This is a genomic window from Pseudarthrobacter sulfonivorans, assembly GCF_001484605.1.
Taxonomy (GTDB): Bacteria; Actinomycetota; Actinomycetes; order Actinomycetales; family Micrococcaceae; genus Arthrobacter; species Arthrobacter sulfonivorans_A.
Genome location: NZ_CP013747.1, coordinates 3,151,478 through 3,175,097, shown reverse-complemented (window position 1 = coordinate 3,175,097; position 23,620 = coordinate 3,151,478). Strand labels below are relative to the sequence as shown.

The 23,620-nt window shown below is 66.2% G+C and carries 21 protein-coding genes and 1 tRNA gene; 12 read left to right on the top strand and 10 right to left on the bottom strand.

Going from position 1 to position 23,620, the window contains the following annotated elements:
* Positions 1–3: 3 nt before the first annotated feature.
* The gene (locus AU252_RS14375; RefSeq protein ID WP_058931307.1) at positions 4–1,188 is read right to left on the bottom strand and encodes a MarP family serine protease; all 1,185 of its coding nucleotides are present in this window, start codon (positions 1,186–1,188) and stop codon (positions 4–6) included.
* 265 nt (positions 1,189–1,453) lie between these two features.
* Here AU252_RS14375 and AU252_RS14370 point away from each other — a divergent pair, with 265 nt between their 5' ends.
* Positions 1,454–2,131, top strand: coding sequence for a Crp/Fnr family transcriptional regulator (locus AU252_RS14370; RefSeq protein ID WP_011693220.1), 678 nt, complete (start codon positions 1,454–1,456; stop codon positions 2,129–2,131).
* A gap of 267 nt (positions 2,132–2,398) precedes the next feature.
* Here the strand turns inward: AU252_RS14370 and AU252_RS14365 are convergent, their stop codons facing one another.
* Genes AU252_RS14365 through AU252_RS23630 form a run of 3 tightly spaced genes read right to left on the bottom strand, consistent with a single transcriptional unit; the run spans position 2,399 to position 4,019 of the window.
* Positions 2,399–3,310 (bottom strand): NUDIX hydrolase, encoded by a 912-nt coding sequence (locus tag AU252_RS14365; RefSeq protein ID WP_058931306.1) that lies wholly within the window; start codon positions 3,308–3,310, stop codon positions 2,399–2,401.
* 17 nt (positions 3,311–3,327) lie between these two features.
* A complete protein-coding gene (locus AU252_RS14360) occupies positions 3,328–3,861 on the bottom strand; it encodes a RidA family protein (protein ID WP_058931305.1) in 534 nt (177 codons plus the stop codon).
* A 2-nt stretch (positions 3,862–3,863) separates the two neighbouring features.
* The gene (locus AU252_RS23630) at positions 3,864–4,019 is read right to left on the bottom strand and encodes a DUF4177 domain-containing protein (RefSeq protein ID WP_099093395.1); all 156 of its coding nucleotides are present in this window, start codon (positions 4,017–4,019) and stop codon (positions 3,864–3,866) included.
* Between the two features lie 37 nt (positions 4,020–4,056).
* Here AU252_RS23630 and AU252_RS14355 point away from each other — a divergent pair, with 37 nt between their 5' ends.
* From AU252_RS14355 to AU252_RS14335, 5 genes are all read left to right on the top strand, one after another.
* Positions 4,057–6,324 (top strand): transglycosylase domain-containing protein, encoded by a 2,268-nt coding sequence (locus AU252_RS14355; protein WP_058931304.1) that lies wholly within the window; start codon positions 4,057–4,059, stop codon positions 6,322–6,324.
* 5 nt (positions 6,325–6,329) lie between these two features.
* Positions 6,330–7,277, top strand: a complete 948-nt coding sequence (locus AU252_RS14350; protein WP_058931303.1) for a metallophosphoesterase — start codon at positions 6,330–6,332, stop codon at positions 7,275–7,277.
* Positions 7,278–7,359: 82 nt separating this feature from the next.
* A complete protein-coding gene (locus AU252_RS14345) occupies positions 7,360–9,168 on the top strand; it encodes an ABC transporter ATP-binding protein (protein WP_058931302.1) in 1,809 nt (602 codons plus the stop codon).
* Entirely contained in the window at positions 9,165–11,063 is a 1,899-nt protein-coding gene (locus AU252_RS14340) for an ABC transporter ATP-binding protein (protein ID WP_058931301.1), read from the top strand. The genes AU252_RS14345 and AU252_RS14340 overlap by 4 nt, the downstream gene beginning before the upstream one ends.
* A gap of 81 nt (positions 11,064–11,144) precedes the next feature.
* A tRNA-Pro gene (locus AU252_RS14335) sits at positions 11,145–11,221 on the top strand.
* A 149-nt stretch (positions 11,222–11,370) separates the two neighbouring features.
* On the opposite strand, the gene AU252_RS14330 is transcribed toward AU252_RS14335, so the two are convergent.
* Positions 11,371–11,583, bottom strand: a complete 213-nt coding sequence (locus AU252_RS14330; RefSeq protein WP_058931300.1) for a hypothetical protein — start codon at positions 11,581–11,583, stop codon at positions 11,371–11,373.
* Positions 11,584–11,715: 132 nt separating this feature from the next.
* On the opposite strand from AU252_RS14330, the gene AU252_RS14325 reads away from it, so the two are divergent.
* Positions 11,716–12,990: a helix-turn-helix domain-containing protein gene (locus AU252_RS14325; RefSeq protein ID WP_058931299.1), complete on the top strand. Its 1,275-nt coding sequence runs from the start codon at positions 11,716–11,718 to the stop codon at positions 12,988–12,990.
* Positions 12,991–13,029: 39 nt separating this feature from the next.
* On the opposite strand, the gene AU252_RS14320 is transcribed toward AU252_RS14325, so the two are convergent.
* Together AU252_RS14320 and purD are read right to left on the bottom strand one after the other, a co-directional pair.
* Entirely contained in the window at positions 13,030–13,983 is a 954-nt protein-coding gene (locus AU252_RS14320; RefSeq protein WP_058931298.1) for a phosphoribosylaminoimidazolesuccinocarboxamide synthase, read from the bottom strand.
* Between the two features lies 1 nt (position 13,984).
* Positions 13,985–15,301 (bottom strand): phosphoribosylamine--glycine ligase, encoded by a 1,317-nt coding sequence (purD, locus tag AU252_RS14315; protein WP_058932961.1) that lies wholly within the window; start codon positions 15,299–15,301, stop codon positions 13,985–13,987.
* Positions 15,302–15,406: 105 nt separating this feature from the next.
* Between purD and AU252_RS14310 the strand changes: the two genes are divergently transcribed.
* Genes AU252_RS14310 through AU252_RS14300 form a run of 3 tightly spaced genes read left to right on the top strand, consistent with a single transcriptional unit; the run spans position 15,407 to position 18,414 of the window.
* Complete coding sequence (locus tag AU252_RS14310; RefSeq protein WP_058931297.1) at positions 15,407–16,984, top strand: molybdopterin-dependent oxidoreductase; 1,578 nt, start codon at positions 15,407–15,409, stop codon at positions 16,982–16,984.
* Positions 16,985–17,020: 36 nt separating this feature from the next.
* On the top strand, positions 17,021–18,037 hold the full coding sequence (locus AU252_RS14305) for an asparaginase (protein ID WP_058931296.1): 1,017 nt from the start codon (positions 17,021–17,023) through the stop codon (positions 18,035–18,037).
* A complete protein-coding gene (locus tag AU252_RS14300) occupies positions 18,037–18,414 on the top strand; it encodes a sterol carrier family protein (protein WP_058931295.1) in 378 nt (125 codons plus the stop codon). Before AU252_RS14305 ends, AU252_RS14300 begins: the two co-directional genes overlap by 1 nt.
* A gap of 187 nt (positions 18,415–18,601) precedes the next feature.
* On the opposite strand, the gene AU252_RS14295 is transcribed toward AU252_RS14300, so the two are convergent.
* The 3 genes from AU252_RS14295 to AU252_RS14285 form a co-directional block, all read right to left on the bottom strand.
* Entirely contained in the window at positions 18,602–19,330 is a 729-nt protein-coding gene (locus AU252_RS14295) for an HAD family hydrolase (RefSeq protein WP_240484189.1), read from the bottom strand.
* Positions 19,327–19,620, bottom strand: a complete 294-nt coding sequence (locus AU252_RS14290; RefSeq protein WP_058931294.1) for a hypothetical protein — start codon at positions 19,618–19,620, stop codon at positions 19,327–19,329. The genes AU252_RS14295 and AU252_RS14290 overlap by 4 nt, the downstream gene beginning before the upstream one ends.
* 114 nt (positions 19,621–19,734) lie before the next feature.
* A complete protein-coding gene (locus AU252_RS14285; protein ID WP_058932959.1) occupies positions 19,735–21,546 on the bottom strand; it encodes a glycoside hydrolase family 15 protein in 1,812 nt (603 codons plus the stop codon).
* A gap of 147 nt (positions 21,547–21,693) precedes the next feature.
* Here AU252_RS14285 and AU252_RS14280 point away from each other — a divergent pair, with 147 nt between their 5' ends.
* Entirely contained in the window at positions 21,694–22,425 is a 732-nt protein-coding gene (locus AU252_RS14280; protein WP_058931293.1) for a DUF72 domain-containing protein, read from the top strand.
* A gap of 67 nt (positions 22,426–22,492) precedes the next feature.
* On the top strand, positions 22,493–23,575 hold the full coding sequence (locus tag AU252_RS14275) for an App1 family protein (protein WP_058932958.1): 1,083 nt from the start codon (positions 22,493–22,495) through the stop codon (positions 23,573–23,575).
* The last annotated feature ends 45 nt before the right edge of the window (positions 23,576–23,620 follow it).

Below are 23,620 nucleotides of genomic sequence, written 5' to 3'. Positions count from 1 at the left end.
GGGCTACTTCTGGATGCACTGCCCGGAAGAGACTGGAGCGCTGAGGCTTGCGGCCTGGGATGCGACCGGGAACAGGTCATTCATGGTGATCGCGAAACCCATTTCGGTGTCCGAGGTTGCCTTGGCGAAAATGACGCCGGCCACCAGGCCCTCCATGGTCAGCAGCGGGCCGCCCGAGTTCCCGGGCTGAACGTTGCCGGCCAGGCGGTAGATCTCTTCCGGGGCCGGGTTTTCGCCGTAGATGTCGGGCACCAGAACCGAGGTGATGTCCTGGACCGTGGCGGGGTTGGACTGGAACGGACCGCCGTGAGGGTACCCCGCGAAAGCTGCCGGGCTGCCGTTCGGGAGATCGGACGTCAGCGTCAGCGGTTCGGACGGCAGACCGTCAACGGCCAGGACGGCGAGGTCGTGCCTGGGGTCGAAGTACACCACCCGCCCGGGCATCGCGCCGCCGTCGGGAATTTCAACCACCGGCTGCGACACGCCCGCCACAACATGGGCATTGGTCACAACCCGGCCCGGGGAAACCACAAAGCCGGTGCCGGTCTGGTTCTGGCCGCATTGGTAGGCGGTTCCGGCAATTTTCAGGACTGACTGCGCGGCCCGGTTCAGCGCTGGCGTATCGGTACTGGCGTTGGGCACCGCCACTGGCTGCCCCTGGTCCAGGCCTTCAAGCAGCGTGGGAATTCCGTTGCCGATCACCGTGGACCGCAGCTGCGCCATGGTGGTCTTCAAGGGGACAGGCGTCAGCCCGTCGATGTACCGGATGACTTTGGACTCGGCCAGTTGCTGGGACACAAACGGAACGCCCAGGGCGCTGACGCTGAAGGCGAGCATGGACATCACGAGGGCCGAGACCACCACGTTGACGGCCCCGCCCACCAGCCGGTCCACCGCACGCAGCGGCTTGATCCGCACGGCGCCACGGATTTTGCGCCCGATCATGGTCCCGAGGCCATGGCCCAGAGCCATCAGAACGACGGCGGCGGCCACGATGGCGGTCAGCCTCCAGCCGGAGTCTTCCACGAAGTTGCTGACCAGTGGAACGGCAAAGAAGGCAGCCATGGCGCCCGCGGCAAAGCCGGCGATACCCCCGAGGGTTACCAGGAAGCCGTTGCGCAGGCCATAGATCAGGTAAGACAGCAGGGCCAGGATCAGCGCCAGGTCCAGAACAGTCAAGCCAAACACTGAGCGCTCCTCGAATACGGTTGAGACCCAATTCTAGTGGCGCAAGCTGACATTGTTCTGTGGGCGCCAGTCCCCCGCCCCTTCGGCCCAGGTTCGGCCCACGTTCCGTCGTCAAACTCACACCCCGGGTGGGGCCGGACACCGGATCGTGCCCGCATTACACACTGTCAGCGGCGTTTCCGCTGCCAAGTACGTCACAGAACCTTGAAAATTCTGAAACAATGGCAAAAGCGCCACAGCCGACACTTTTTATTCAGGAGATTTCATGGACATCGAGGTACTGCGCCGAGCACCCCTATTTGCCACGCTCGACGACGAAGCATTCCGCCTGCTGACGGACGAGCTGACCGAGGTGGACCTCTCCCGCGGTGCATCGGTATTCCGCGAGGGCGACCAGGGCGACCAGCTCTACTTCATCGTCTCCGGCAAGGTGAAGCTGGGCCGCACGTCCCCCGATGGCAGGGAGTCCCTGCTCGCCATCCTGGGCCCGGGTGAACTGTTCGGCGAAATGGCACTCTTTGACCCCAGCCCCCGCACGGCCACGGCCACGGCTGTCTCCGAAACCCGCCTTGCTGGCCTGAAGAACGAAAGCCTCAACGCCCTGCTGCGGACACGCCCCGAGGTTTCGGCGCAGCTGCTGCAGGCCCTGGCCCGCCGCCTGCGCCGCACCAACGATTCACTCTCGGACCTGGTGTTCTCCGACGTCCCCGGCCGTGTGGCCAAGGCACTGCTGGACCTGGCCGACCGCTTCGGCCGCCCGGCAACGGACGGCGTCCTGGTAGCCCACGAGCTCACGCAGGAAGAGCTGGCCCAGCTGGTAGGCGCCTCCCGCGAGACGGTCAACAAGGCCCTCGCAGAGTTCGTCCAGCGCGGCTGGCTCCGCCTCGAAGCCCGTGCCGTAGTGATCCTCGACATGCAGCGCCTCCGCCAGCGCTCCCGCTAGTCCCAGTTGCGTCCGGCCCGAGGCCGGCATCCTCCGCGTGCTGCTCCTTCGTCGCTCTGACGCACGCTTCCGGATGCCGGACCTCGGGCCTTTTGCGTTGGGGCAGCGGACTGCGTGACGGATACGAGCTGGGCGGCGGTCTTTCGCGTAGGAGCGCATCGCGGCGCATCGGGCGCTGAAGGTCGCCCAGCGACCGCAAGTGCCCCTATGCGCTGTGTCTAAGCGACGGCGAAAGGGCCGTCGCATAGCGGACGCAACCAGAAGCGACTAGCGCTCGCGCTGGGGGTCTCCGGCTACGGTTTTGGCGGCCTCGACTTCGAGCATGAGCGTGCCCTCTTCATCGACCAGCCGTGCCTGGTACACGTGGGGTTTGCGCTTGTAGCTGAGGTAGGCGATGCAGCCGTTCGCTGCGGCCATCTTCTCCAGCATGATCTCCGACCCCGGCACCAGGAGCTGGCCGAGGGTAAGGCCAACGGTGTTCTCCTGGCCCACTTCATCGCCCAGGGCAGTGGTGCTGCGCGCGGCGATGGCCTTGGTGGCGCACACCCAGCGGCCCCAGACGCCCTTGCTCTCCAGCAGGCTGGGCTGCTGGTTCATGGGGACGGTGGCGGCGAAATAGCGGGTGTCGAAGCGGCGGTGCGCGAAGTCGGGGCTGCGCCAGTTGACGAGCGGCTTCAGCAGGTCGGTCCGCAGCGAGAGTCCCCGCTTGGCGAGGAGCTCCGTGAAGGTCTTCTCTTGGTCGGCAACGGCCACGCGGGCCCGCATCCAGTCCTGCGTTGACGTGTTTTCCACCGTGGTGGACATGTCCGGCCCGGCAAGGAGAACGCCGGCTTCCTCAAAGAGTTCGCGGATGGCGCCCACCACGTGGCGCCGCGCCAGCCCGACGTCGTCCGTCCCCATCTGCTCGGCCCAATGCTGGGGTGAGGGGCCCAGCCAACCGACGGCGTCGTCGTCGGACGCCTCCAGGGAACCTCCGGGGAACGCGAGGACGCCCAGCGGCGAGGAGCCGGGCCGGTACCCCAGCCACGTCTCCAGGCCGGTGGGCGAATCCCGCAGAAGCACCACGGACGATGCGTAGCGGGCGGCACGCGGGGTCCGCTCGCCGTGTTCGAGCCAGCTTTGGGCAGCCCCTTCAAGATCCGGAGGAAGGGCAAACAAGCGTCGGGCGAGCTGAGGCAATTGAGTGAACCGGGTCCTTAGCTGAATTCAGCGATCAGTTCGACCTCTACGGGAGAGTCGAGCGGAAGAACCGACACGCCGACGGCGGAGCGGGCGTGCTGGCCTGCGTCACCAAAGACCTGGCCGAGGAGCTCGGACGCGCCGTTGATGACGCCCGGCTGTCCGGTGAAGGCCGGATCGGAGGACACGAAGCCCACCACCTTGACGATGCGGGTGATGCGGTCCAGATCGCCGATGACGCTCTTGATGGCCGCCAGCGCGTTGATGGCGCAGACAGCGGCGTAGGCCTTGGCGTCCTCCGGGGACACGGTGGGCTCGTCGGAGGCGCCCTCCGTGCCGGTGGAGACCTTGCCGGTTGCTTCGAGTTTGCCGTTAATAAACGGCAGCTGGCCGGAGGTGTAAACATGGCTGCCGGTGATGACGGCCGGCACGTAGGCGGCGACGGGAGCGGCCACCTCGGGAAGGGTCAGTCCGAGCTCGGCGAGGCGCTGCTCAACGGCTGAAATCGGCGCGGTTTCCGCGCCGGACGTGGTCTCTGCGGGGGTGCTCATCGCTACTGCTTCTCCCTCTTGAGGTAGGCAACCAGGCCGTTGCCGTCCGGTCCGGTGATTACCTGGACGAGCTCCCAGCCGTCCTCTCCCCACTGGTCCAGAATCTGCTTCGTAGCGTGAATAATGAGCGGAATCGTCGCGTACTCCCATTTGGTCATGAGCTAAAGACTAGTCCTTGCCGGTAAAGTGGAAAACATGGTGACTCGTAAGAACCCCATTTTCGACACAGCCACTACCCTCGGAAAGATATTTGGTTTCCTCGGTGTGAGCGCGATTTGTGGTGTCCTGGTGGCGGGCCTGCTGGTCCCGGCTGCGGCCGTTTCCGGCAGCGCGGCAAGCGGTTCCATCGAGTTCTTCGATACCCTCCCGGCAGAGCTGCAGGTGGACCCGCCCAGCCAGTCCACCCGGATCCTCGCCGCGGACGGCAGCCTGATCGCGAACCTCTACGAGGAAAACCGGACCAAGGTTGCCCTCGACCAGATTTCGCCGTTCATGAAGGAAGCGATCATCGCTGTCGAAGACAGCCGGTTCTACGATCATGGCGGTGTGGACACCACCGGCATCCTCCGCGCCATGGTCAGCACGGCCCGCGGCAACAAACAGGGTGCCTCCACCATCACCCAGCAATACGTGAACAACGTACTCAACGCCAACCTCGCCGCCGAGGGAAACACTGATGACATCAAGCTCAACGGTGTTAACAAGGGCGTAGGAGACAAGCTTCGCGAAATGAAGCTCGCGATCGCCCTGGAGAAGAAATTCTCCAAGGAGCAGATCCTCGAGGGTTACCTCAACATCGTCTTCTTCAACCGCGACGCTTACGGCATCGAGGCCGCGTCCAAATTCTTCTTCAGCAACACCGCGAAGGATCTGACCCTCCCGCAAGCAGCACTCCTTGCAGGCCTCGTGAACAGCCCGTCGGCGTTTGATCCCATCACCAACCCGGAGAACGCCAAGGAGCGTCGCGACCTGGTCCTGGGCCTGATGCTGAACCAGGGAAAGATCACGCAGGTTGATCACGACGCCGCCGTGGCCACCCCGGTGGAGCCAAAGATCACTCAGTCGCGCCAGGGCTGCGCCTACGCCAGCACGGCACCGTACTTCTGCGACTACGTGCTGCACCTGCTGCTGAACAACCCGGCCTACGGCGCCACCCCCAAAGAGCGTGAGCAGATGGTGTTCCGCGGCGGTCTGACCATCACCACCACGCTGGACGTCAACGCCCAGAACGTGGCACAGGCCGAGTCGGATGCGGCCGCCGGCGTCAACCCTGACAACTGGGGTGCGTCCATCGTCTCCGTGCAGCCCACCACCGGCAAGATCCTGAACATGGCGCAGAACACGTCGTTCCTGCCCACCGAAGGCAAGTTCAACCAGACCCAGAACTTCAACGTGGACAAGCTGGACAAGGACGGCAACGACCTCAACGGCCTGGGCGGATTCCAGCCCGGTTCCACCATGAAGCCCTTCACATTCGCCCAGTGGGTGAACGAAGGCAAGTCGATGAACACCAACCTCAACGCCGCCACACGCAAATACCCTCAGAACTTCCCCTGGAAGAACACCTGCCCGGAACCCACCGTGGGCTGGTATGACGCCAGGATTCCCGGCAGCTTCGACCTGCAGAACTCCGACGACGGCTACTACCGGAACATGACCGTCCTGTACGGCCTGCAGAACTCGATCAATACGGCCACCTTCGCATCGGCGGCGCAGGTTGACCTCTGCGGCATCCAGAAGATCGTGGACGCCGTCGGTATCCACGGTGGCCTGCCGGTGGGTGACGATCCCAACCCGCCGGTCAAGATGACCACTTTGGCCAACCTGATCGGCTCCACGCAGACCGCCCCGCTGACCATGGCCTCCGCGTTTGCCACGTTCGCCAACGACGGCAAGTACTGCGAGCCCATCGCCATCACGTCTGTCACGGACCAGACCGGCGCACAGCTCCCGGCCCAGGCCACGAGCTGCCGTGATGCCGTCAAACCGGAGGTCGCCCGGGGCGTTGCGTATGCCTTGCAGAAAGTTCTGGATGAGGGGTCCGGATCCCTCATCAAACCCCGGATCTCCACCAAAACCAACTTCCCGGTGGCCGCCAAGACCGGTACCAACGACACCAACGGCTCCACCTGGGTGGTCGGTTTCACCACCGGTGTGGCCACTGCAGCATGGTTCGGCGACCCGCTGGGTGACCAGCTCCGGCCCGGCCGGAACCTGACCATCAACGGGAAACGCTATGAGGCGATCGACGGTTACATGATCGCCGGTCCCATGTTCTCCAAGTACATGGCCCAGGTCGCTCCGGCGTATGGCACCAACGCGTTCACGGCCCCGCCCACCAACATGGTGAGCGGAACGCCTGCCCGGACCACGCCGTCAACGCAGGCCACCGCGCCTGCCACGGCTCCAGCCACGCAGCCGTCCACGGACCCTGCACCGGGCAACAGCGACAAGAAGAACTAGCCTCCATGGCAGTCAGCCCTGCATTGGCCAGCCGCGTCCGGAACCTCGGGCGCGGCTTTGCCGTCACCGCCGGCGCGGGCACCGCAGCGGGTCTCGCCGCCTTCGGATACGGGCTGTGGGAGAAGAACCAGTTTGTCCTCCGCGAGGAGACATTGCCCATCCTGCCGGCAGGCCACGCGCCCTTCCGCGTCCTGCACCTGAGCGACATCCACTTCGTCCCGGGCCAGGACACCAAGGCCCGCTGGCTCGAGTCGCTGGCGTCGCTGGAGCCGGACCTGGTGGTCAACACCGGGGACAACCTCAGCCACGTCAAGGCCGTGGAGCCCCTGCTCAAAGCACTGCGCCCGCTACTGGAATTCCCCGGCGTTTTCGTCCCGGGGTCCAACGACTACTACGGCCCGAGCTTCAAGAACCCCGCGTCCTACCTGCTGGGTCCATCGAAGATCAAGCCCAAAGAAACCGAACTGGACTGGCCACGGCTGCGGTCCGGCTTCGGCATGGGCGGCTGGGTGGACCTCACCAACCGGCACCAATCGGTGGTACTGAAGGGCATCCGTTTCGACTTCTCCGGCGTGGACGATCCGCACTTGGACCGGGAGCGCTATGCGGGCTGGCCCCGCGGCACCCGTGACCAGGACGAGAACGCGCACCTCCGGGTTGCGGTCATCCATGCCCCGTACCAGCGGGTCCTGGACCACTTCACGCAGGACGGCGCGGACCTGCTGCTGGCGGGCCACACCCACGGCGGCCAGCTCTGCATCCCCGGCTACGGCGCCCTGGTGTCCAACTGCGACCTCCCTACGTGGCGGGCCAAGGGACTCAACAGCTGGGAAAGCAACGGACGTACGACGCCGGTCAACGTCTCGGGCGGCATCGGCACCTCCCGGTTCGCTCCCATCCGTATCGCCTGCAAACCCGAGGCCGTCCTGCTGACGCTCACCTCCCCCGAATAACGAAGGTGTGAACCTGCTCACGCCATGGCATAGGGTAGTTGCTAAGGGAAACTACATTCGATTTAGAGCTTGAGAAGCGGGCATGGCCAAGCAGACCTCATTTTTCAGATCCATCAGCCGTCTTTACCCTCATGTGAGGCCGATCATCCCCCGGCTGGTGATGGGGCTCCTCTGCGCACTCCTGGCCAGCGTTGTGGCGCTGACCATCCCGCAGGTGCTGCGGGTCCTCGTCAATGAGTCCCTCAAACCCGGTGGCGCGTCGGACGCGGTCTGGACTGCCGCCGTCGTAATCCTGGTCCTGGGCATCGCGGAAGCGGGACTCGTGGCCCTCCGCCGGCAGTTTGTGATCAACCCGGCCACCACTGTGGAAACCCGGATGCGGGTCTCGCTCTACGGGCACCTGCAGGACCTGACCGTGTCCTTCCATGACCGCTGGGGCTCCGGCCAACTCCTCTCACGCGCCATGACGGACCTGAACTTCCTCCGCCGCTGGATGGCGTTCGGTGCCATCATGCTGGTGGTCACCACGCTCACGGTGGTCATCGGCATTGTGGTTATGTTCTCCATGAGCTGGCAACTGGCCCTGATTTTCCTAGCCGCCGCGGTGCCCATCATGGCGTACGGTTTCCGGTTCCGGACCCGCTTCAGCAAGGTGGCGCGGCGGAGCCAGGACCAGGCCGGCGACCTCGCCACCACCGTGGAGGAATCCGTCCACGGCATCCGCGTCCTGAAGGCCTTCGGCCGCAGCCGCGAGGCCCTGGAAAACTTCAACGAGCAGGCCGAGGAACTCCGCCAGACCGAGATCATGAAGGCGAAGCACCAGGCCACGTTCACCATGGTGGTCACCCTGCTGCCCGAACTCGCGCTCGGCGCCGGACTGGTAGTGGGCGTGATGCTTTGCGCCAGCGGCCAGCTGAGCATCGGCGCCCTGGTGGCCTTCTTCGCCACCGCCGCGGTCATCGCGATGCCGGTGGAATTCTCCGGCATGCTGCTGGCCATGGCACTCACCGCCAAATCCGCCGTCGACCGCCACTTCGAAGTCATGGATTCGGTCAACACCATCACCAGTCCCCCGGAGCCGCGCACCCCCTCGCCACTGAAGGGCGCACTCAGCTTCAATAACGCCACGTTCGCGTTCGAGGACGCCCCGGACAGACCCATCCTCAAAGACATCAACCTGGATGTCCGGCCCGGCGAAACCATGGCACTGGTGGGCATCACGGGCAGCGGCAAGAGCGCGCTGATCCAGCTGGTCCCGCGCCTGTACGACGTCACCGACGGCTCCATCACCATCGACGGGGTGGACCTGCGCGAGTTCGACGTCGACGGGCTCCGGCGCGTAGTGGGCGTCGCGTTCGAGGACACCACGCTGTTCTCCAGTTCCGTCCGCGACAACGTGCTCCTCGGGGCGCCGGACCGGACCGAGGCAGCCCTGGACGAAGCCCTGGATGTAGCGCAGGCGCACTTCGCGTACTCGCTGCCGGAGGGCGTGGCCACCCTCATCGGCGAGGAGGGACTGAGCCTCTCCGGCGGGCAGCGGCAGCGGATCGCCCTGGCCCGGGCCATCGCGGCGCGGCCCCGGGTCCTCGTGCTGGACGATCCGCTCTCGGCCCTGGACGTGCACACCGAGGAGCTCGTGGAAACCCGGCTCCGCGCGGTCTTGAAGGACACCACCACACTGATCGTCGCGCACCGCCCGTCCACCGTGGCGCTGGCTGACCGGGTGGCGCTGCTCGAGGAAGGCCGGATCGCCGCCGTCGGAACCCACACGGAACTTCTGGCGCACAACCCCCATTACCGCTACGTCATCGCCAGCCTGGACCGGGAACCACGGGACCTGGATTCGGAACTGTCGGAGCTTGAGGACGAGTCAGAGGACAGCATCCGATGAGTAACGCAACCTTCGGCACCGCCAACGAGGACAACACGCACCTCAGCAAGTCGGACAGTAAAACCGTACGACGGCGGTCGCTCGCCCTCTTGGCCACCCTGATCCGTCCGGTGCGGCTCAGGTTCTGGCTGACCATCGCCACCGTGGTCCTGTCCCAGGCCGCGCGCGTGGCCGGGCCTGCACTGATCGCGTTCGGCATCGACCACGCGCTCCCGTCGTTGCAGGCGGGCGACAACCTCCCTCTGGTGCTTACCGGTGTCGCGTACCTGCTCGCAGCGATTGCGACGGCGGGACTCACCGCCCTCTACGTCACCTCCACCGCGCGGCTCAGCCAGGCGATGCTGCTGGACCTGCGCGTCCGGGTCTTCCGGCACACGCAGCGCCTGAGCCTGGAGTTCCACGAAAAGTACACGTCGGGACGGATCATCGCCCGGCAGACCTCGGACCTGGAGGCGCTGCGGGAACTCCTCGACTCCGGTGTCAGCTCCCTTGCCTCGGGCCTGCTGTTCATGGTCTTCACGGCTGTGACGGTGTTTGCCCTGGACTGGCGCAGCGGGCTGATCGTGCTGGCCGCCGGCGTCCCGATGTACTTCCTGTCGCGCTGGTACCAGAAGCACTCCCAGATCGTGTTCCGCGAATCCCGGGTGGTGTCCGCCCGGCTGATTGTGCACTTTGTGGAGACCATGACCGGGATCCGCGCCGTGAAGGCCTTCCGCAAGGAAACTGAAAACGCCGAGACGTACGGCCAGCTGTCCGAGGACTACCGGCTGGTCACCGTGCGCTCCATCAACCTCAACGGCATTTTCCAGCCCGGGCTGGTGCTGATCGGCAACGTCTGCGTGGCCGTGGTGCTCCTGTTCGGCGGGTTCCGTGTGCTGGACGGGGACCTTGCCGTGGGCGTGCTGCTGGCACTGATCCTTTCCACCAAACGCTTCTTCCAGCCGGTGGACCAGATGGCCATGTTCTACAACTCCTTCCAGAGCGCCCAGGCTGCCCTGGAGAAGGTGTCCGGCCTGCTGGAGGAGGTTCCCACGGTCCGTCCGCCCAAGAACCCTGTTGCGCTCCGCGATGCCAGGGGCGCCGTCGATTTCAAGGGTGTGGAGTTCCGCTACGGCGACGGCCCTGTGGTCATCCCCACCATGGACCTGCACATCCCCGCCGGCCAGACCGTGGCCCTGGTGGGGCAGACCGGTGCCGGGAAATCCACGCTTGCCAAGCTGATCGCCCGCTTCTACGACGTCTCCTCCGGCTCCCTGACCCTGGACGGGGTGGACCTGCGCAGCCTCACCACCACGGACCTGCGCCGGAACATCGTGATGGTCACGCAGGAGGCGTTCCTGTTCAGCGGCTCCGTGGCGGACAACATCGCGCTGGGCCGGCCGGAGGCTTCGCGGGCGGAGATCGAGGATGCTGCCCGGGCCGTGGGCGCCCACGAGTTCATTACCGAACTCCCCGAAGGCTATGACACGGATGTCAACAAGCGCGGCGGCCGGGTGTCCTCCGGGCAACGGCAGCTGATCAGCTTCGCCCGGGCGTTCCTGGCCCGGCCGGCGGTGCTGATCCTGGACGAGGCCACCTCGTCCCTGGACATCCCCTCCGAGCGGCTCGTCCAGAGCGGCCTGGCGCGCCTTCTGCGGGCAACGTCCGACGCCGGCAGTCCGGCAGGTGCCCCGGGCTCGTCTGATGCGGGATCTGCGGCCGAGGGCTCAGCTGCTGCCGGCGGCGGCCGGACGGCGCTGATCATCGCGCACCGCCTCTCCACCGTTGAAACTGCCGACCGCGTCCTGGTGGTCCACGACGGCCGCGTGGTTGAGGACGGCACCCCCGCGGAACTCATCGGCGGCGGCGGACGCTTCGCAGACCTCCACGGCGCCTGGAAGGACTCCCTGGTCTAGGGATCTGGCCCGGCCTGCGCCGCCGATTTCGCATCCGGGCCCGGCGTCGGCTATTCTTGTAAAGTTGCTTTTGCAGCGGATCGGGATGTGGCGCAGCTTGGTAGCGCGCGTCGTTCGGGACGACGAGGTCGCAGGTTCAAATCCTGTCATCCCGACCAATTGAAAGAGGGTCTCCCCCAGGGGAGGCCCTCTTTTGTGTTTCCCGGCTGTCAAGCGCCGGGGCTAGGAACGGTCAAGTGCCCGGACAAAGAAATGGCCCCGAGGCATGATGACCATGCCCCGGGGCCGCGCCTCCTGAGAGGATTCCTTACATCGGGTCGGGCCAGTTGCCAACGTTGGTGGTGTACGTGCCGCCGGTCTTGTCCTTGACGGGCTTGGACATGGGATCGGGCCAGTTGCCAACGGCTACGGATACGCCGGTGGTGTCGGCGATGGAACCTGCCGACAGGACAGCCGGGGCCGCCGCAGAAAATGCCAGGGCAGCAGCGAGTACGCCAGCGGCCGCAATCTTCTTCAACATATAAGTTCCTCAATACGAGTCGGATTCGTTACAAAGTCAGCACTGTCCTTGTTGACATACATTGTAAAATGTTTTCCACAGGGACTGTCAAGCATTGAGTACAAAGACTGTCCAGAATTAGGAGGAAATCCCGTGGGCAACGGATTCGGGGAGAAGCTCCGTGCGGAGCGTCTCGAACGTGGGCTGACACAGGCTGAACTGGGCAAGGACCTGTATTCCCCCAGTTACATCTCCCTCCTCGAAACCGGCCGCCGTGAGCCGACGGCCGAAGTGATCGAGGAGCTCGCCCGCAGGCTGGAGCTGGCGCCCAAGGCGCTGGAAGCCTGGAGCCAGCCCATCACTGTCAGCGACGCCGAGTACGTCCTGGCCGGCCTCTACGCGCGCCAGGCCTGGGACCTCAGGGACTATCCTCTGGCCGCCACCCACGCAGCCAACGCGGCCCAGATAGCCTTGGAAGGCAAGAACACCAGCGCGTGGTGGAACATGACCTACATGCAGGCCGAATGCCTGATCAAGCAGGGCAACTGGCAGGAATGCCAAAAGATCATGCAGCACCTCCTGGAGCACCCCATGGCCACGGAGTCTGCCGGCCTCGCCGTCCGTGCCCGCCAGATGCTCGCGGCGATCTGCCAGGGACAGGGACAGCTGAGCACTGCCGTGGAACACGCATTGGCGGCCGTCCAACTCTGCGGCCAGCTGCCCAACGGTTCCACGCTGATCATCGGCGCCTACCGCGCGCTGATCGGCGCGCTGGCGGAGAGCGGCCGCCTGGACGAGGCCTGGAAGTACTGCCAGGCCATGAATGACCAGATGGACGAGCACTCCATGTCCCAGCTTGCCGGTGAGGTTGCCTGGGTGATCGGAAACGTCGCCTTTATGCGGCACGACTACCCCGAGGGCATCAAGTACCACGAGCGCGCCGCCCGGATGCTGTCCCCTGCCAACGACATTGATCTGTGGGCCCGCTTCAACAAGGCCTCGGCCGCCGTCCGGCTGTCCTCCGGAATTGTAGAACCGGAAACACTTTCCAGCATCGAGCGCGCTGAACTGGCGCTGTCCATTGTGGGCGGCAACAAGAGCGACCAGCTGGAAGTTGCGTTCATCCGCGCGCGCTGGCTGTATCTCACCGGCGACATCGTGGCCGCCATCAACAAGCTCCGCGAGATCCACTCGGAATCAGGGGCTCTGGCCAAGCACACGGCAGGCGAAGTTTCACTCCTGCTGGGAAAGTCGCTGAAGGCCGCCGGCGAGTCAGACGAAGCCCTGGTCTATCTCGAAGAAGCGCAGAAGGCCTTCAGTGCCGCGGGAGCCTCGGACCGCGTCCAGCAGGCACTGGACGCGGTCCTTGAGATCAGGCTTGCCCAGCAGCGGGCCGCCGCAGCTGCGAATGACGTCAAAGCAAGCTAGGTTCGGGCCCGGCCTGAAGCCGGGCCCGTCAAAAACGCCCTAGGCGAACGTCCTGCCGGTGATCTTCTCGTAGGCCTCGACGTAGCGGCTGCGCGTCCGGCCCACGACGTCCACCGGCAGGGCGGGCGGTGCCTCGTCGGAGTTCTTGTCCCAGCCGGATTCGGCCGACGTGAGCCAGTCGCGCACATACTGCTTGTCATAGGAGGGCTGCGCCTTGCCCGGCTCATACGTTGCCGCATCCCAGAAACGGGAGGAATCCGGCGTCAGGACCTCATCGCCCAGGGTGATGGCCCCGGACACGGCGTCGTAGCCGAACTCCACCTTGGTATCGGCCAGGATGATACCGCGTTCGCGGGCGATCTTCTCGGCGCCGGTGTAGATCTTTAGGGTCAGCTCGCTCAAGCGTGCGGCGATGTCGTCCCCCACCATGGCCACAACATCGTTGTAGGAGATGTTCTCGTCGTGCTCGCCCACCTCGGCCTTGGCAGACGGTGTGAAGATGGCCTGTTCCAGCCGGGACCCGTCCACCAGGCCCGGCGGCAGCGGAATCTCGCAGACCGTCCCCCGGGCCTTGTACTCCAGCAGTCCGGTGCCGGTGAGATAGCCGCGGGCGATGCATTCCACGGGGAACATATCCAGCTTCCGGCAGATCATCGCGCGGCCTTCCACAGCCGCGGGAACGCCGTCCTCCACGGTGGATGCCAGCACGTGGTGGACCACGTCAAGCTGGTCGAACCACCACAGGCTCAACTGCGTGAGGATGCGGCCCTTGTCCGGGATCTCGCTGGCCAGCACGTGGTCGAAGGCGCTGATGCGGTCGCTTGCCACCACCAGGACGCAGTCCTGGCCCACCTGCTGGCGGATGGCTTCGTCCGCCGGCTCGTAGAGGTCGCGGACCTTGCCGGAGTAAACGTGCGTCCAGCCCGGCAGGTCCAGGGTTTCGGTGCTGAAGCCGCGGGGCTGCTGTGGTTCCTGGGCGGAGTTCTCAGTCATGTTATGCCTTCGCCTTCGTGACAGGAGCCGATCCGGTGGCCTTGGATGCAACCTTGATTTCACCGCGGGCGGCCTTGCGGCCGATGTCCGTCCGGAACTGGGAGCCTTCCAGGTGAACCAGCTCCACGCCGTCGTACGCCCGTTCCCGGGCCTCCACCAGGTCGCTGCCGAGGGCAACGACGGCGAGCACCCGGCCGCCAGCGGAGATCACCTTGCCGTCGTCGTCGAGCGCGGTGCCCGCGTGGATCACGTGCACGCCGTCGAGCTCGTCCACCTTCTTGAGTCCGCGGATGCGGTCACCGGTGCGCGGGGTGTCCGGGTAGTTTTCGGACGCCACGACGACGGCGACGGCCGTCTCCTTGGACCAGCGCAGCTCGTCTGCCTTGTCCAGTTCGCCCTTGGCGGCTGCCAGCAGCAGCGCACCGAGCGGGGTTTTGAGCCGGGCCAGCACGGCCTGCGTCTCGGGGTCCCCGAAGCGGACGTTGAATTCGATGACGCGGGTGCCGCGCGTGGTCAGCGCCAGGCCCACAAACAGCACACCCACAAACGGAGTGCCGCGGTTGGCCATCTCGTTGACCGTGGGCTGCGCGACGCGGTCGATGACTTCCTGGACCAGCCCGGCGGGGGCCCATTCCAGCGGCGTGTAGGCACCCATGCCGCCGGTGTTGGGGCCTTCGTCGTTGTCGAAGATGCGTTTGAAGTCCTGCGCCGGGGACAGGGCCACGGTGTTGCGGCCGTCGCAGAGGACAAAAACGGATACCTCGGGGCCGTCGAGGAATTCCTCGATCACCACGGTGCCGGCGGCGTCGAAGCACGTCTGCGCGTGGGCCAGGGCTTCGTCGCGGTTGTTGGTGACCACCACGCCCTTGCCGGCTGCGAGGCCGTCGTCCTTCACCACGTAGGGTGCGCCGAAGGTGTCCAGGGCTGCGGCGGCTTCCTCGGCGTTTGTGGCCACCATCGCCATGGCCGTGGGGACTCCCGCTTCGGCCATAACTTCCTTGGCGAACGCTTTGGAGGCTTCCAGCTGGGCTGCGGCCTTGCTGGGGCCAAAGACCGGGATGCCGGCGGCGCGGACGGCGTCGGACACCCCGGCAGCCAGCGGCGCCTCGGGGCCCACGACGACGAGGTCCACGCCGAGCTTGGTGGCCAGCACCGCGACGGCGTCGGGATCATTCCCGTCAATCTTGTGGGTGGGGACCAGCTTGCTGATGCCGGCGTTGCCGGGAGCCGCATGGACCTCGGAAACGTTGGGGTCGGCGAGCAGGGAGCGGACAATGGCGTGTTCGCGGCCTCCAGGGCCAATGACGAGTACCTTCACAGTCTCCAAGGGTACTTTGTGCACCCTGCCCTTTCCTAAGGGGGATGTTCCTAAGCTGTGTCCTCGCCCGGCCATCCCTGCGGCCCGCCGCAACGAATCCAAGGCATGAAGAAGCTTCTGAAGTGGCTCAAGGACCCCGCCGCAATGGCCGCGCTGGCAGGCGTGGCGGCTGCCGCCGTCGTACTTTCCGTTGCGGAGCTGACCGGAGCGTTCTTTACCGCCCGGGCAACTCCGGTGATCGCGTTGGGGTCCACGTTCATCGACTTCACACCGCCGTGGATGAAGGACTTTGCCATCGCCACGTTCGGCACGAATGACAAAGCCGCGCTGTTTGTGGGGATGGGCCTGACCATTTTCCTGCTGGCCTGCGTGCTGGGTGTGGTGGCCTACCGCAGGTGGGCGCTGGGCGTTGCCGGTGTGCTGCTGATGGGCACGGTGATCGTGGCCAGCGTGGTGACTCGGGCCAGCGTGAAGCCGCTGGATGCCATCCCCACCGTGCTGGGCACAATTGCCGGGCTGGTGGTGCTGCGGCTGCTGATCGCCCCGCTCTGGCGGCTGAAGTCCTGGCCTGAGGCGCCTGCCGACACGGGCGCCGCGGAACCTGACCGTCCCGCCACCAGCCGCCGCCGTTTCTTCGCCGCCGCCGGGATCACCGTGGTCGGCGCCGGGATCGCGGCCACGGGCGGCCGCCTGCTCAGTGCCGCGCGCAGCAACATCTCCAAGGCCCGCGAGGCCCTGCAGCTGCCCGCCCCGGCAAAGGCCGCCGCCGCTGTGCCCGCGGGCGTCCAGTCCCCCGCTGCCGGCGTGACGCCCTGGATCACGCCCAACGGGGACTTCTACCGGATCGATACCGCCCTGAGCGTGCCCGAAATCACCGCCGACGACTGGGAGCTCCGCGTGCACGGGCTGGTGGAGGAAGAGGTCCGCCTCACCTTCCAGGACCTGCTCGACGCCGACCTCATCGAATCGCACGTGACCCTCACCTGTGTCTCCAATCCCGTGGGCGGAAACCTCGCGGGGAACGCGCGCTGGCTCGGCCTTCCCATCCGCGAGGTCCTCAAGCGGGCACGTCCCAAGGACGGCGCGGACATGGTGCTGTCGACGTCGATCGATGGCTTCAGCGCCTCCACGCCGCTGGAGGTCCTGCAGGATGACCGCGACGCCATGCTGGCGATCGGCATGAACGGCGAGCCCCTGCCGCTGGAGCACGGCTATCCGGTGCGCATGGTGGTGCCCGGGCTGTACGGTTTTGTCTCCGCCACCAAGTGGGTGGTGGACCTGGAAGTGACGCGGTTCGCCGACAGCAAGGCGTACTGGACCCAGCGCGGCTGGTCCGAGCGTGGTCCCATCAAGACCATGGCCCGGGTGGAAGTTCCGAAGTCCTTCGCCAAGGTGCCCGCCGGCCGGGTGGCGATCGGCGGCACGGCATGGGCGCAGACCCGCGGCATCACCAAGGTGGAAGTCCAGATCGACAACAACCCGTGGGCCGAGGCCGTCCTGTCCACCGAGGCGTCCCTCATCACGTGGCGCCAGTGGTCCTTCGACTGGGAAGCCACGCCCGGTCCCCACTACATCAAAGTCCGCGCCACCGACGGAACAGGCGAGGTCCAGACCGATCAGCGGGCCGATCCGGTGCCCGACGGCGCCTCCGGCTGGCAGTCCGTCATGGTCACCGTGGAGTAGCCCGGCATTAGAGGATTCCGCCCCTAGACTGGCAATATGCCGCACAACCCGCATGCCACGTTCACTGTGGACTCCGCCGTCGAACTCGCCGTTATTGAACGAAGCGGTTTTGTGGAGTCCCGGCACATCGGCTCCGCCGTCGTACTGTCCGGCGACGGGTCAGTCGTCACTGAACTCGGCGACATCCGGACTCCCCTGTACCCACGGTCCGCGCTCAAACCGCTGCAGGCCCTGGCGGCCATGCAGTCCGGAGTTCCGCTCCGCGGCGCTCAGGTGGCCCTAGCCTGCGGCAGCCACGTGGGCTCCCTGGACCACATGGACGTGGTGGAGGGAATGCTCAAGGCCGCCGGCGTCCGGGAGGACCAGCTCCAGTGCCCCGCCGCCTGGCCCCAGGACGAGACGGCGCGTAACTGGCTGGTCCGGTCCGAAAAGGGCAAATCGAAGCTGGCCTTCAACTGCTCCGGCAAGCACGCCGCTTTCCTGTGGGCCTGCACCGAAAACGGCTGGGATACCCACAGCTACCTCGAGCCGAACCATCCGCTGCAGCAGCGCGTCCGCAGCGTGATCGAGGAATACAGCGGCGAAAAGATCGCCCACCTGGGCATTGACGGGTGCGGGGCCCCGGTGGCCGCTATTTCGCTGACCGGGTTGGCGCGCGCCTATTCGATGCTGGCCAAGGCCCCGGGAGACAAGAACTCCAACGCCCGCGCCGCCACCATCACCACGTCCATGCTCGACTACCCGTGGGCCGTCCAGGGCCGCGGCGAGGCCAACACCATCGTGATGGACGAACTGGGCATCATCGCCAAGATCGGCGCCGAGGGTGTCCTGGCCATGGCCACACCCCAGGGTGTCTCAGTGGCCATCAAGATGCTGGACGGGAATCTGCGGGCGACATCCCTGGTGGGCCTGACCCTCCTCGCCGCGGTCGGCGCCGTGGATATTCCGGGCGTCTCCAGCGTCCTCGAAAAAGTGGTGGCCCCGGTGATGGGCGGCAGCCACGAGGTGGGCAAGATCCGCCTGGGCCCGGCCGTGTCCGCGCTCCTGGACTGATGGCTGTAGCGCGCCGCCGGATCGGCATTGAAGAAGGCACAGCGGCACTGGCCGCATGGCAGGAAGCCGCCGCACCGCCGTCGGACGTTCCGCTCCCCCGCAACGTCACGGCCACGGCCGTGCGGTACACGCTGGAGGAGGTGACCGCGCGGGCGCCGGGGAATTCGGTGGAGGTGCGGGTGCCGCCGTTCGGCGTCACCCAGTGCGTGGAGGGGCCGCGTCACACCCGCGGAACCCCGCCCAACGTGATCGAGTGCGACGCCGCGACCTGGCTGAGCATGGTGACCGGCCAGTTGAGCTGGGCGGACGCTGTCGCGGCGCACAAGGTGTCCGCCTCCGGTCTGCGCGCTGACCTCTCAGCCCTGCTCCCCCTCTAACCTGCCCCCCTCCCAAGCGTCCCGGCACCAGCGCGAACGGACAGTTAAGCCCCCGCAACGCGCGCGAACGGACAGTTAAGCCCCCGCAACGCGCGCGAACGGACAGTTAAGCCCCCGCTGGCAGGGCCGCAAGTGTCCCCTCGCGCAACTGGGCACAGGCGGGCAGGGCCGCAAGTGTCCCCTCGCGCTACTGGGCGCCGGCGGGGTTCGATTCCAGCGTCAGCAGCCTGCCGATGGCGCTTGCCTGCAGGTTGTCCAGGAGGTCCCGGGGGCCGTTGTAGACCTCGGCCGCGCCTGCCTCGCGGAGTTCGGCGGCGCTGGTCCCGCCGCAGGTGACGCCGATGGCAGGGATTCCCAGCGCGGCAGCAGCTTGCATGTCCCACACCGCATCCCCCACATAGACTGCTCCGGCCGCGGCCACACCAACAGCTTCAAGCGCGGCCACGAGGATGTCCGGGGCCGGCTTGCTTGCCTTCGCATCGTCCGCGCTGGTGGCGGCATGGATGAACGCGTCCGCACCGAGGGCTTTGCGGGTGGCCGTCAGATCCTGCGTTCGCGCCGATGATGCCAGGGCGACGGCGAGTCCCCCGGCGTGGCACTGCGCAAGCAACTCCTTGGCGCCGTCGAACGGACGCAGCGACGGCCAGCTCTGCGCGAAGACTGCCGCATGGCTGGCCAGGATTTCGGCGTCGGCCTCTCGGTCCCGGCCAGCAGGAAGAAGCGTGTCCACCAAACGGTCGCCACCCATCCCGACGCACCGGTGAATGGCGGCCATGGGGACGTCATACTGGTGCTGGCGGAACGCCTGCCACCACGCGAGCGTGTGGATGTAGGCGGAATCCACCAAGGTTCCATCAACGTCAAAAAGGACGCCGAACCGCCGCCCGCGGACCAAGGCGTGGCTTTGGGTGATCACCCGGCTACAACGCGAGCGGCCCCGGACATTTTTTTGGCGCGGGCAGCCGCATTGTCTTTCGGGGAGGACAGGGGACCAACCCGGTCCCGGATGACGGCTCCGGCACCGTTGCTGCTGAAGTCCCTGATCAGGCCGGTGCCGGCAATCTCGCGGGCCATCGCAATGCCGGCCACCGCTGCGCGCATCGTTGGGAAAGTCACCGAGATAGCCATCAGGCTTCCTGAACCATCCAACATCCGCACGCGATAGCCGCCGTCAGGCGCATCCACCAGCTCAAAATGTCCTGCCATTACAACCACCCCTCGTTCAGTCACGGCGCTGTGCCTTAATAGGAGCGCTCCGCGAGTCTAGTAAGTATACTTACCTATCCCGCGGAGGTGAAGAGCGGGCGGACCCTCAGGCCCTCATTGCCCTACCCGTTCTGTCTCCGGGGGAATAGGTGTGTCACTTCGGCGAACTGTATCCTGATGCAGCTCAAGAGCGCTTGTCACAAGCGCGAAATGGCTGAAGGCCTGGGGTGTATTGCCCAGCTGCCGCCCCGCCCTGACGCCCCACTCCTCGCTCAGCAGACCCACATCGTTGCGGAGTTCCAGCAACCGTTCGAAGAGTTCGGTGGACTCCGCCGTGCGCCCAGCGCCCAGCAGGGCCTCCACCATCCAGAACGAGCACGCCAGGAACACGCCTTCGTCCCCCGGGAGCCCGTCGTCGCTGTCGGCGGGACGGTAGCGGAGCACAAAACCGTCTTCGGTGAGCTCCCGCTGGATCATGTTAATGGTCCCCAGCACGCGGGGATCATCCGGCGGGAGGAAGCCCACCCGCGGGATCAGCAGCAGGCTGGCGTCCAGTTCGGGCCGGCCATACGCCTGCACAAAGGTGTTGCGGACGGGGTCGAAGCCGTTGGCCATGACGTCCTGGTGGATGGTGTCACGAAGGGCCTCCCAGCGTTCCACGGGGCCGGGCAGGCCGAAATCGCGGACGCCCTTAACCATCCGGTCTGCGGCCACCCAGGCCATCACCTTGGAATGCGTGAAATGGCGCCGCGGCCCGCGCATCTCCCAGAGTCCGTTGTCCGGCTGGTCCCAGATGGTCTCCAGGTGCTGCATCAGGGCCACCTGCACGTCCCAAGACTCGTCCGTGTGTTTCAGCAGGGAGTTCCTGGTCAGCGCCAGGCAGTCCAGGACCTCGCCCCAGACGTCCAGCTGAAGCTGATCGGCGGCACCGTTGCCGGTCCGTACCGGTTTTGAATTCTCGTACCCGGCAAGCCACGGCAGTTCCATTTCCGGAAGCCGGCGTTCGCCGTGGATTCCGTACATGATCTGCAGGTCGGCCGGATCGCCCGCCACAGCGCGGAGCAGCCAGTCACGCCAGGCGGCAGCCTCGGTGGTGTAGCCGGCGGCCAGGAGCGCCTGCAGCGTCATGGTGGCGTCCCGCAACCAGCAGAAGCGGTAATCCCAGTTACGGGGACCGCCCAGCTGTTCCGGCAGGGACGTGGTGACCGCAGCGACGATGCCGCCCGTGGGAGCGTAGGTCAGCGCCTTCAGGGTCACCAGCGAACGGACCACGGCATCCTGGTACTTTCCCTGGACGGTGCACTGCGATGCCCAGCCGCGCCAGAAGGCCAGGGTGGTGCCCAGCACTACCTCGGCGTCCACTGTGTGCGGGCGGGGAACGTGGCTGGGCGCCCACGTCAGGACAAAGGGGATGCGCTCCCCTGCCTGGACTGTGAAGTCACTGACGGAGTGCTTGTTCTCGCCGTGAAGCGGCGCCTTGGTGACGAAGTAGACGGAGTCTGGGCCGGCGATGGCATGCAGGCCGTGCTTGTCGCGCCGCACCCAGGGAACGATATGCCCGTAGTCGAACCTCAGCGCCAGTTCACCGTGCATCCTGACGCTTCCGCTCACGCCCTCGACGATCCGCACGATGTCCGCCACTGCGTCACGTGGCGGCATGAAGTCAATAACCCTGACGGTACCCTCCGGGGTTTCCCATTCTGTTTCCAGGATCAGGGTCCCCTCCCGGTAGCCGCGCCTGGTGCAGGTGCCGCCGCTCTCGGGTGCCAGTAGCCAGCGTCCGGCCTCCGGCGTATCCAGGAGCGCGTTGAAACATGCCGGAGAGTCGAAGCGCGGCAGGCAAAGCCAGTCGATGGAACCCTCGGTGCTGACCAGGGCGCCGGTGTGGAGGTCGCCAACAACTGCATAATCTTCAATGCGCGCCATGCCCATACCCTGCCACAAGGATGGGCCCTCAGGGGAACAACGGTGAACGATAGCGGCAAAGCCCGGCGGTGTAGCCTGAGTTGACGGCCGGTCCACGAACACCGGAGGCATCATGGTTCACCCTTCATCCCTGCGGGTCAGCTGACCGTGGCTGTACATATCGGCACCTCCGGCTGGAGCTATGACCACTGGGAGAACGTGCTCTACCCGCCAGGCCTCCCGGCCCAGGACAGGCTCCAGCACTACGTTTCCCGGTTCGGCACCGTTGAGTTGAACGCCAGCTTTTACCGGTGGCCCCGGGACACGTCCTTCGCCAGCTGGCGGCGCAGGCTCCCGGACGGGTTCGCGATGTCCGTCAAAGCCCCCCGCGGCCTGACGCACGGCAAGAAACTCTACGGACCCGAAGTCTGGCTGGAACGCATCGCCCGCTGCTGGCACGAGCTGGGCGACAAACGCGCTGTCCTGCTGGTCCAACTGCCACCGCAGCTGCAGCGCGATGATGCCCGGCTGGATCACTTCCTCGCCGCGGTCCCGTGGTGGATCCGGGTGACCGTGGAGTTCCGGCACCCCAGCTGGGACCATCCGGACGTGTACGCCTTGCTGGAACGGCACCAGGCCGCCTACTGCATCATGAGCGGCGCCCAACTGCCGTGCATCCTCCGCGCCACAGCGCCCTTCGTCTACATCCGGCTCCACGGGCCTGACCATCAGCACCTGTATGGCGGCTCCTACTCCGATACGGACCTGCAGTGGTGGGCGGACCGGATCCGCGAATGGTCCGCGGCAGGCAAGGATGTCTATGCCTATTTCAACAACGACGGCGGCGGGAACGCCGTGCGGAACGCCGACACCCTCCGCTGGCTCCTTGGTGGAGGCTGACGTCACGCACGACGGCGGGACCGCCGAACGTGCCGGGCGAGCGGCTGCGCTGTGGCAGAGTGGAGACATGGACAGGGCTCCTCAGAATTCACCGCAGAACACTACGCACCCCGCACCGCTGTCCGGCACCCAGCTTTTACGCCTGGCGCACCGGATCTCCGCCGTCGTCAACGCCGTCCGCATCCAGCTCGCCAAGGGCTGGAATTTCGCACCTCAGACCATCGCGTACCAGGGCTACGGTTCGACCGGCTGGGTACGCGTGCTCGGCCGCGTCCTGTTGACCAAGAATCCGGCCCCGGGCAGCCGGGCCGAGCACGCAGCACGTAACGGCACACAAAACGTCCGCGGCTGGCGGGCCTTCACCAGCGTCCCGCTGCAGTTCGTCGAGGTGGAAATTACTATCGGCGGCGTCACCACCCGGGTCCGGGCGGACCGCGGTGGGCTCATCGATACAGTGGTGGACGTGCAGCTCCCGCCGGGCTGGCACACCGCCGTCCTGAGGGCTGACGCGACCGAACCCGTGGAGACGCGGATCCAGGTGATAGGTGCCGACGCGAAGTTCGGCATCGTGTCCGACATCGACGACACCGTGATGGTCACCGCCCTGCCGAGGCCATTCCTGGCCCTGTGGAACACGTTTGTCCTCAGCGAACGGGCACGGATGGCAACGCCGGGGATGGCGGTCCTGCTGGAACGGCTCACCATTGAACACCCGGACGCGCCCGTCATCTACCTGTCCACGGGCCCGTGGAATGCTGCCCCCACCCTGGCGCGGTTCCTGGGCCGGAACATGTATCCCTCCGGCGCCCTCCTGCTCACCGACTGGGGCCTGACACAGGACCGTTGGTTCCGCAGCGGGCAGGAGCACAAGCACCGAAATCTGGAGCGCCTCGCCAAGGAATTCCCGGACATGCGGTGGCTCCTGATCGGCGACAACGGCCAGCACGACGAACAGATTTACTCAGGCTTCGCCCAGGAAAACGCCGACAGGGTGGCCGCCATCGCCATCCGGCAGCTTTCCGTCAGCGAGTCCGTCTTCGCCGGCGGGCACTCCGAGGACGGCGACCACACCACCTCCGCGGTGCCCTGGATCTATTCGCCCGACGGCGCGGGGATGGCCAAACAGCTCAAGCTCCTGGACCTCCTCTAGATCCCGCCGGGTCAGCAATAGAATGACCTCACACCTTCAGGCGGG

What these genes read in the sequence shown, in the direction of transcription:
- AU252_RS14370 (WP_011693220.1), top strand. Translation starts at nt 1,454, where the DNA reads ATGGACATCGAGGTACTGCGCCGAGCACCCCTATTTGCCACGCTCGAC.
- AU252_RS14360 (WP_058931305.1), bottom strand. Translation starts at nt 3,861, where the DNA reads ATGAGCACCCCCGCAGAGACCACGTCCGGCGCGGAAACCGCGCCGATT.
- AU252_RS23630 (WP_099093395.1), bottom strand. Translation starts at nt 4,019, where the DNA reads ATGACCAAATGGGAGTACGCGACGATTCCGCTCATTATTCACGCTACG.
- AU252_RS14355 (WP_058931304.1), top strand. Translation starts at nt 4,057, where the DNA reads ATGGTGACTCGTAAGAACCCCATTTTCGACACAGCCACTACCCTCGGA.
- AU252_RS14350 (WP_058931303.1), top strand. Translation starts at nt 6,330, where the DNA reads ATGGCAGTCAGCCCTGCATTGGCCAGCCGCGTCCGGAACCTCGGGCGC.
- AU252_RS14345 (WP_058931302.1), top strand. Translation starts at nt 7,360, where the DNA reads ATGGCCAAGCAGACCTCATTTTTCAGATCCATCAGCCGTCTTTACCCT.
- AU252_RS14340 (WP_058931301.1), top strand. Translation starts at nt 9,165, where the DNA reads ATGAGTAACGCAACCTTCGGCACCGCCAACGAGGACAACACGCACCTC.
- AU252_RS14330 (WP_058931300.1), bottom strand. Translation starts at nt 11,583, where the DNA reads ATGTTGAAGAAGATTGCGGCCGCTGGCGTACTCGCTGCTGCCCTGGCA.
- AU252_RS14320 (WP_058931298.1), bottom strand. Translation starts at nt 13,983, where the DNA reads ATGACTGAGAACTCCGCCCAGGAACCACAGCAGCCCCGCGGCTTCAGC.
- AU252_RS14310 (WP_058931297.1), top strand. Translation starts at nt 15,407, where the DNA reads ATGAAGAAGCTTCTGAAGTGGCTCAAGGACCCCGCCGCAATGGCCGCG.
- AU252_RS14305 (WP_058931296.1), top strand. Translation starts at nt 17,021, where the DNA reads ATGCCGCACAACCCGCATGCCACGTTCACTGTGGACTCCGCCGTCGAA.
- AU252_RS14300 (WP_058931295.1), top strand. Translation starts at nt 18,037, where the DNA reads ATGGCTGTAGCGCGCCGCCGGATCGGCATTGAAGAAGGCACAGCGGCA.
- AU252_RS14290 (WP_058931294.1), bottom strand. Translation starts at nt 19,620, where the DNA reads ATGGCAGGACATTTTGAGCTGGTGGATGCGCCTGACGGCGGCTATCGC.
- AU252_RS14285 (WP_058932959.1), bottom strand. Translation starts at nt 21,546, where the DNA reads ATGGCGCGCATTGAAGATTATGCAGTTGTTGGCGACCTCCACACCGGC.
- AU252_RS14275 (WP_058932958.1), top strand. Translation starts at nt 22,493, where the DNA reads ATGGACAGGGCTCCTCAGAATTCACCGCAGAACACTACGCACCCCGCA.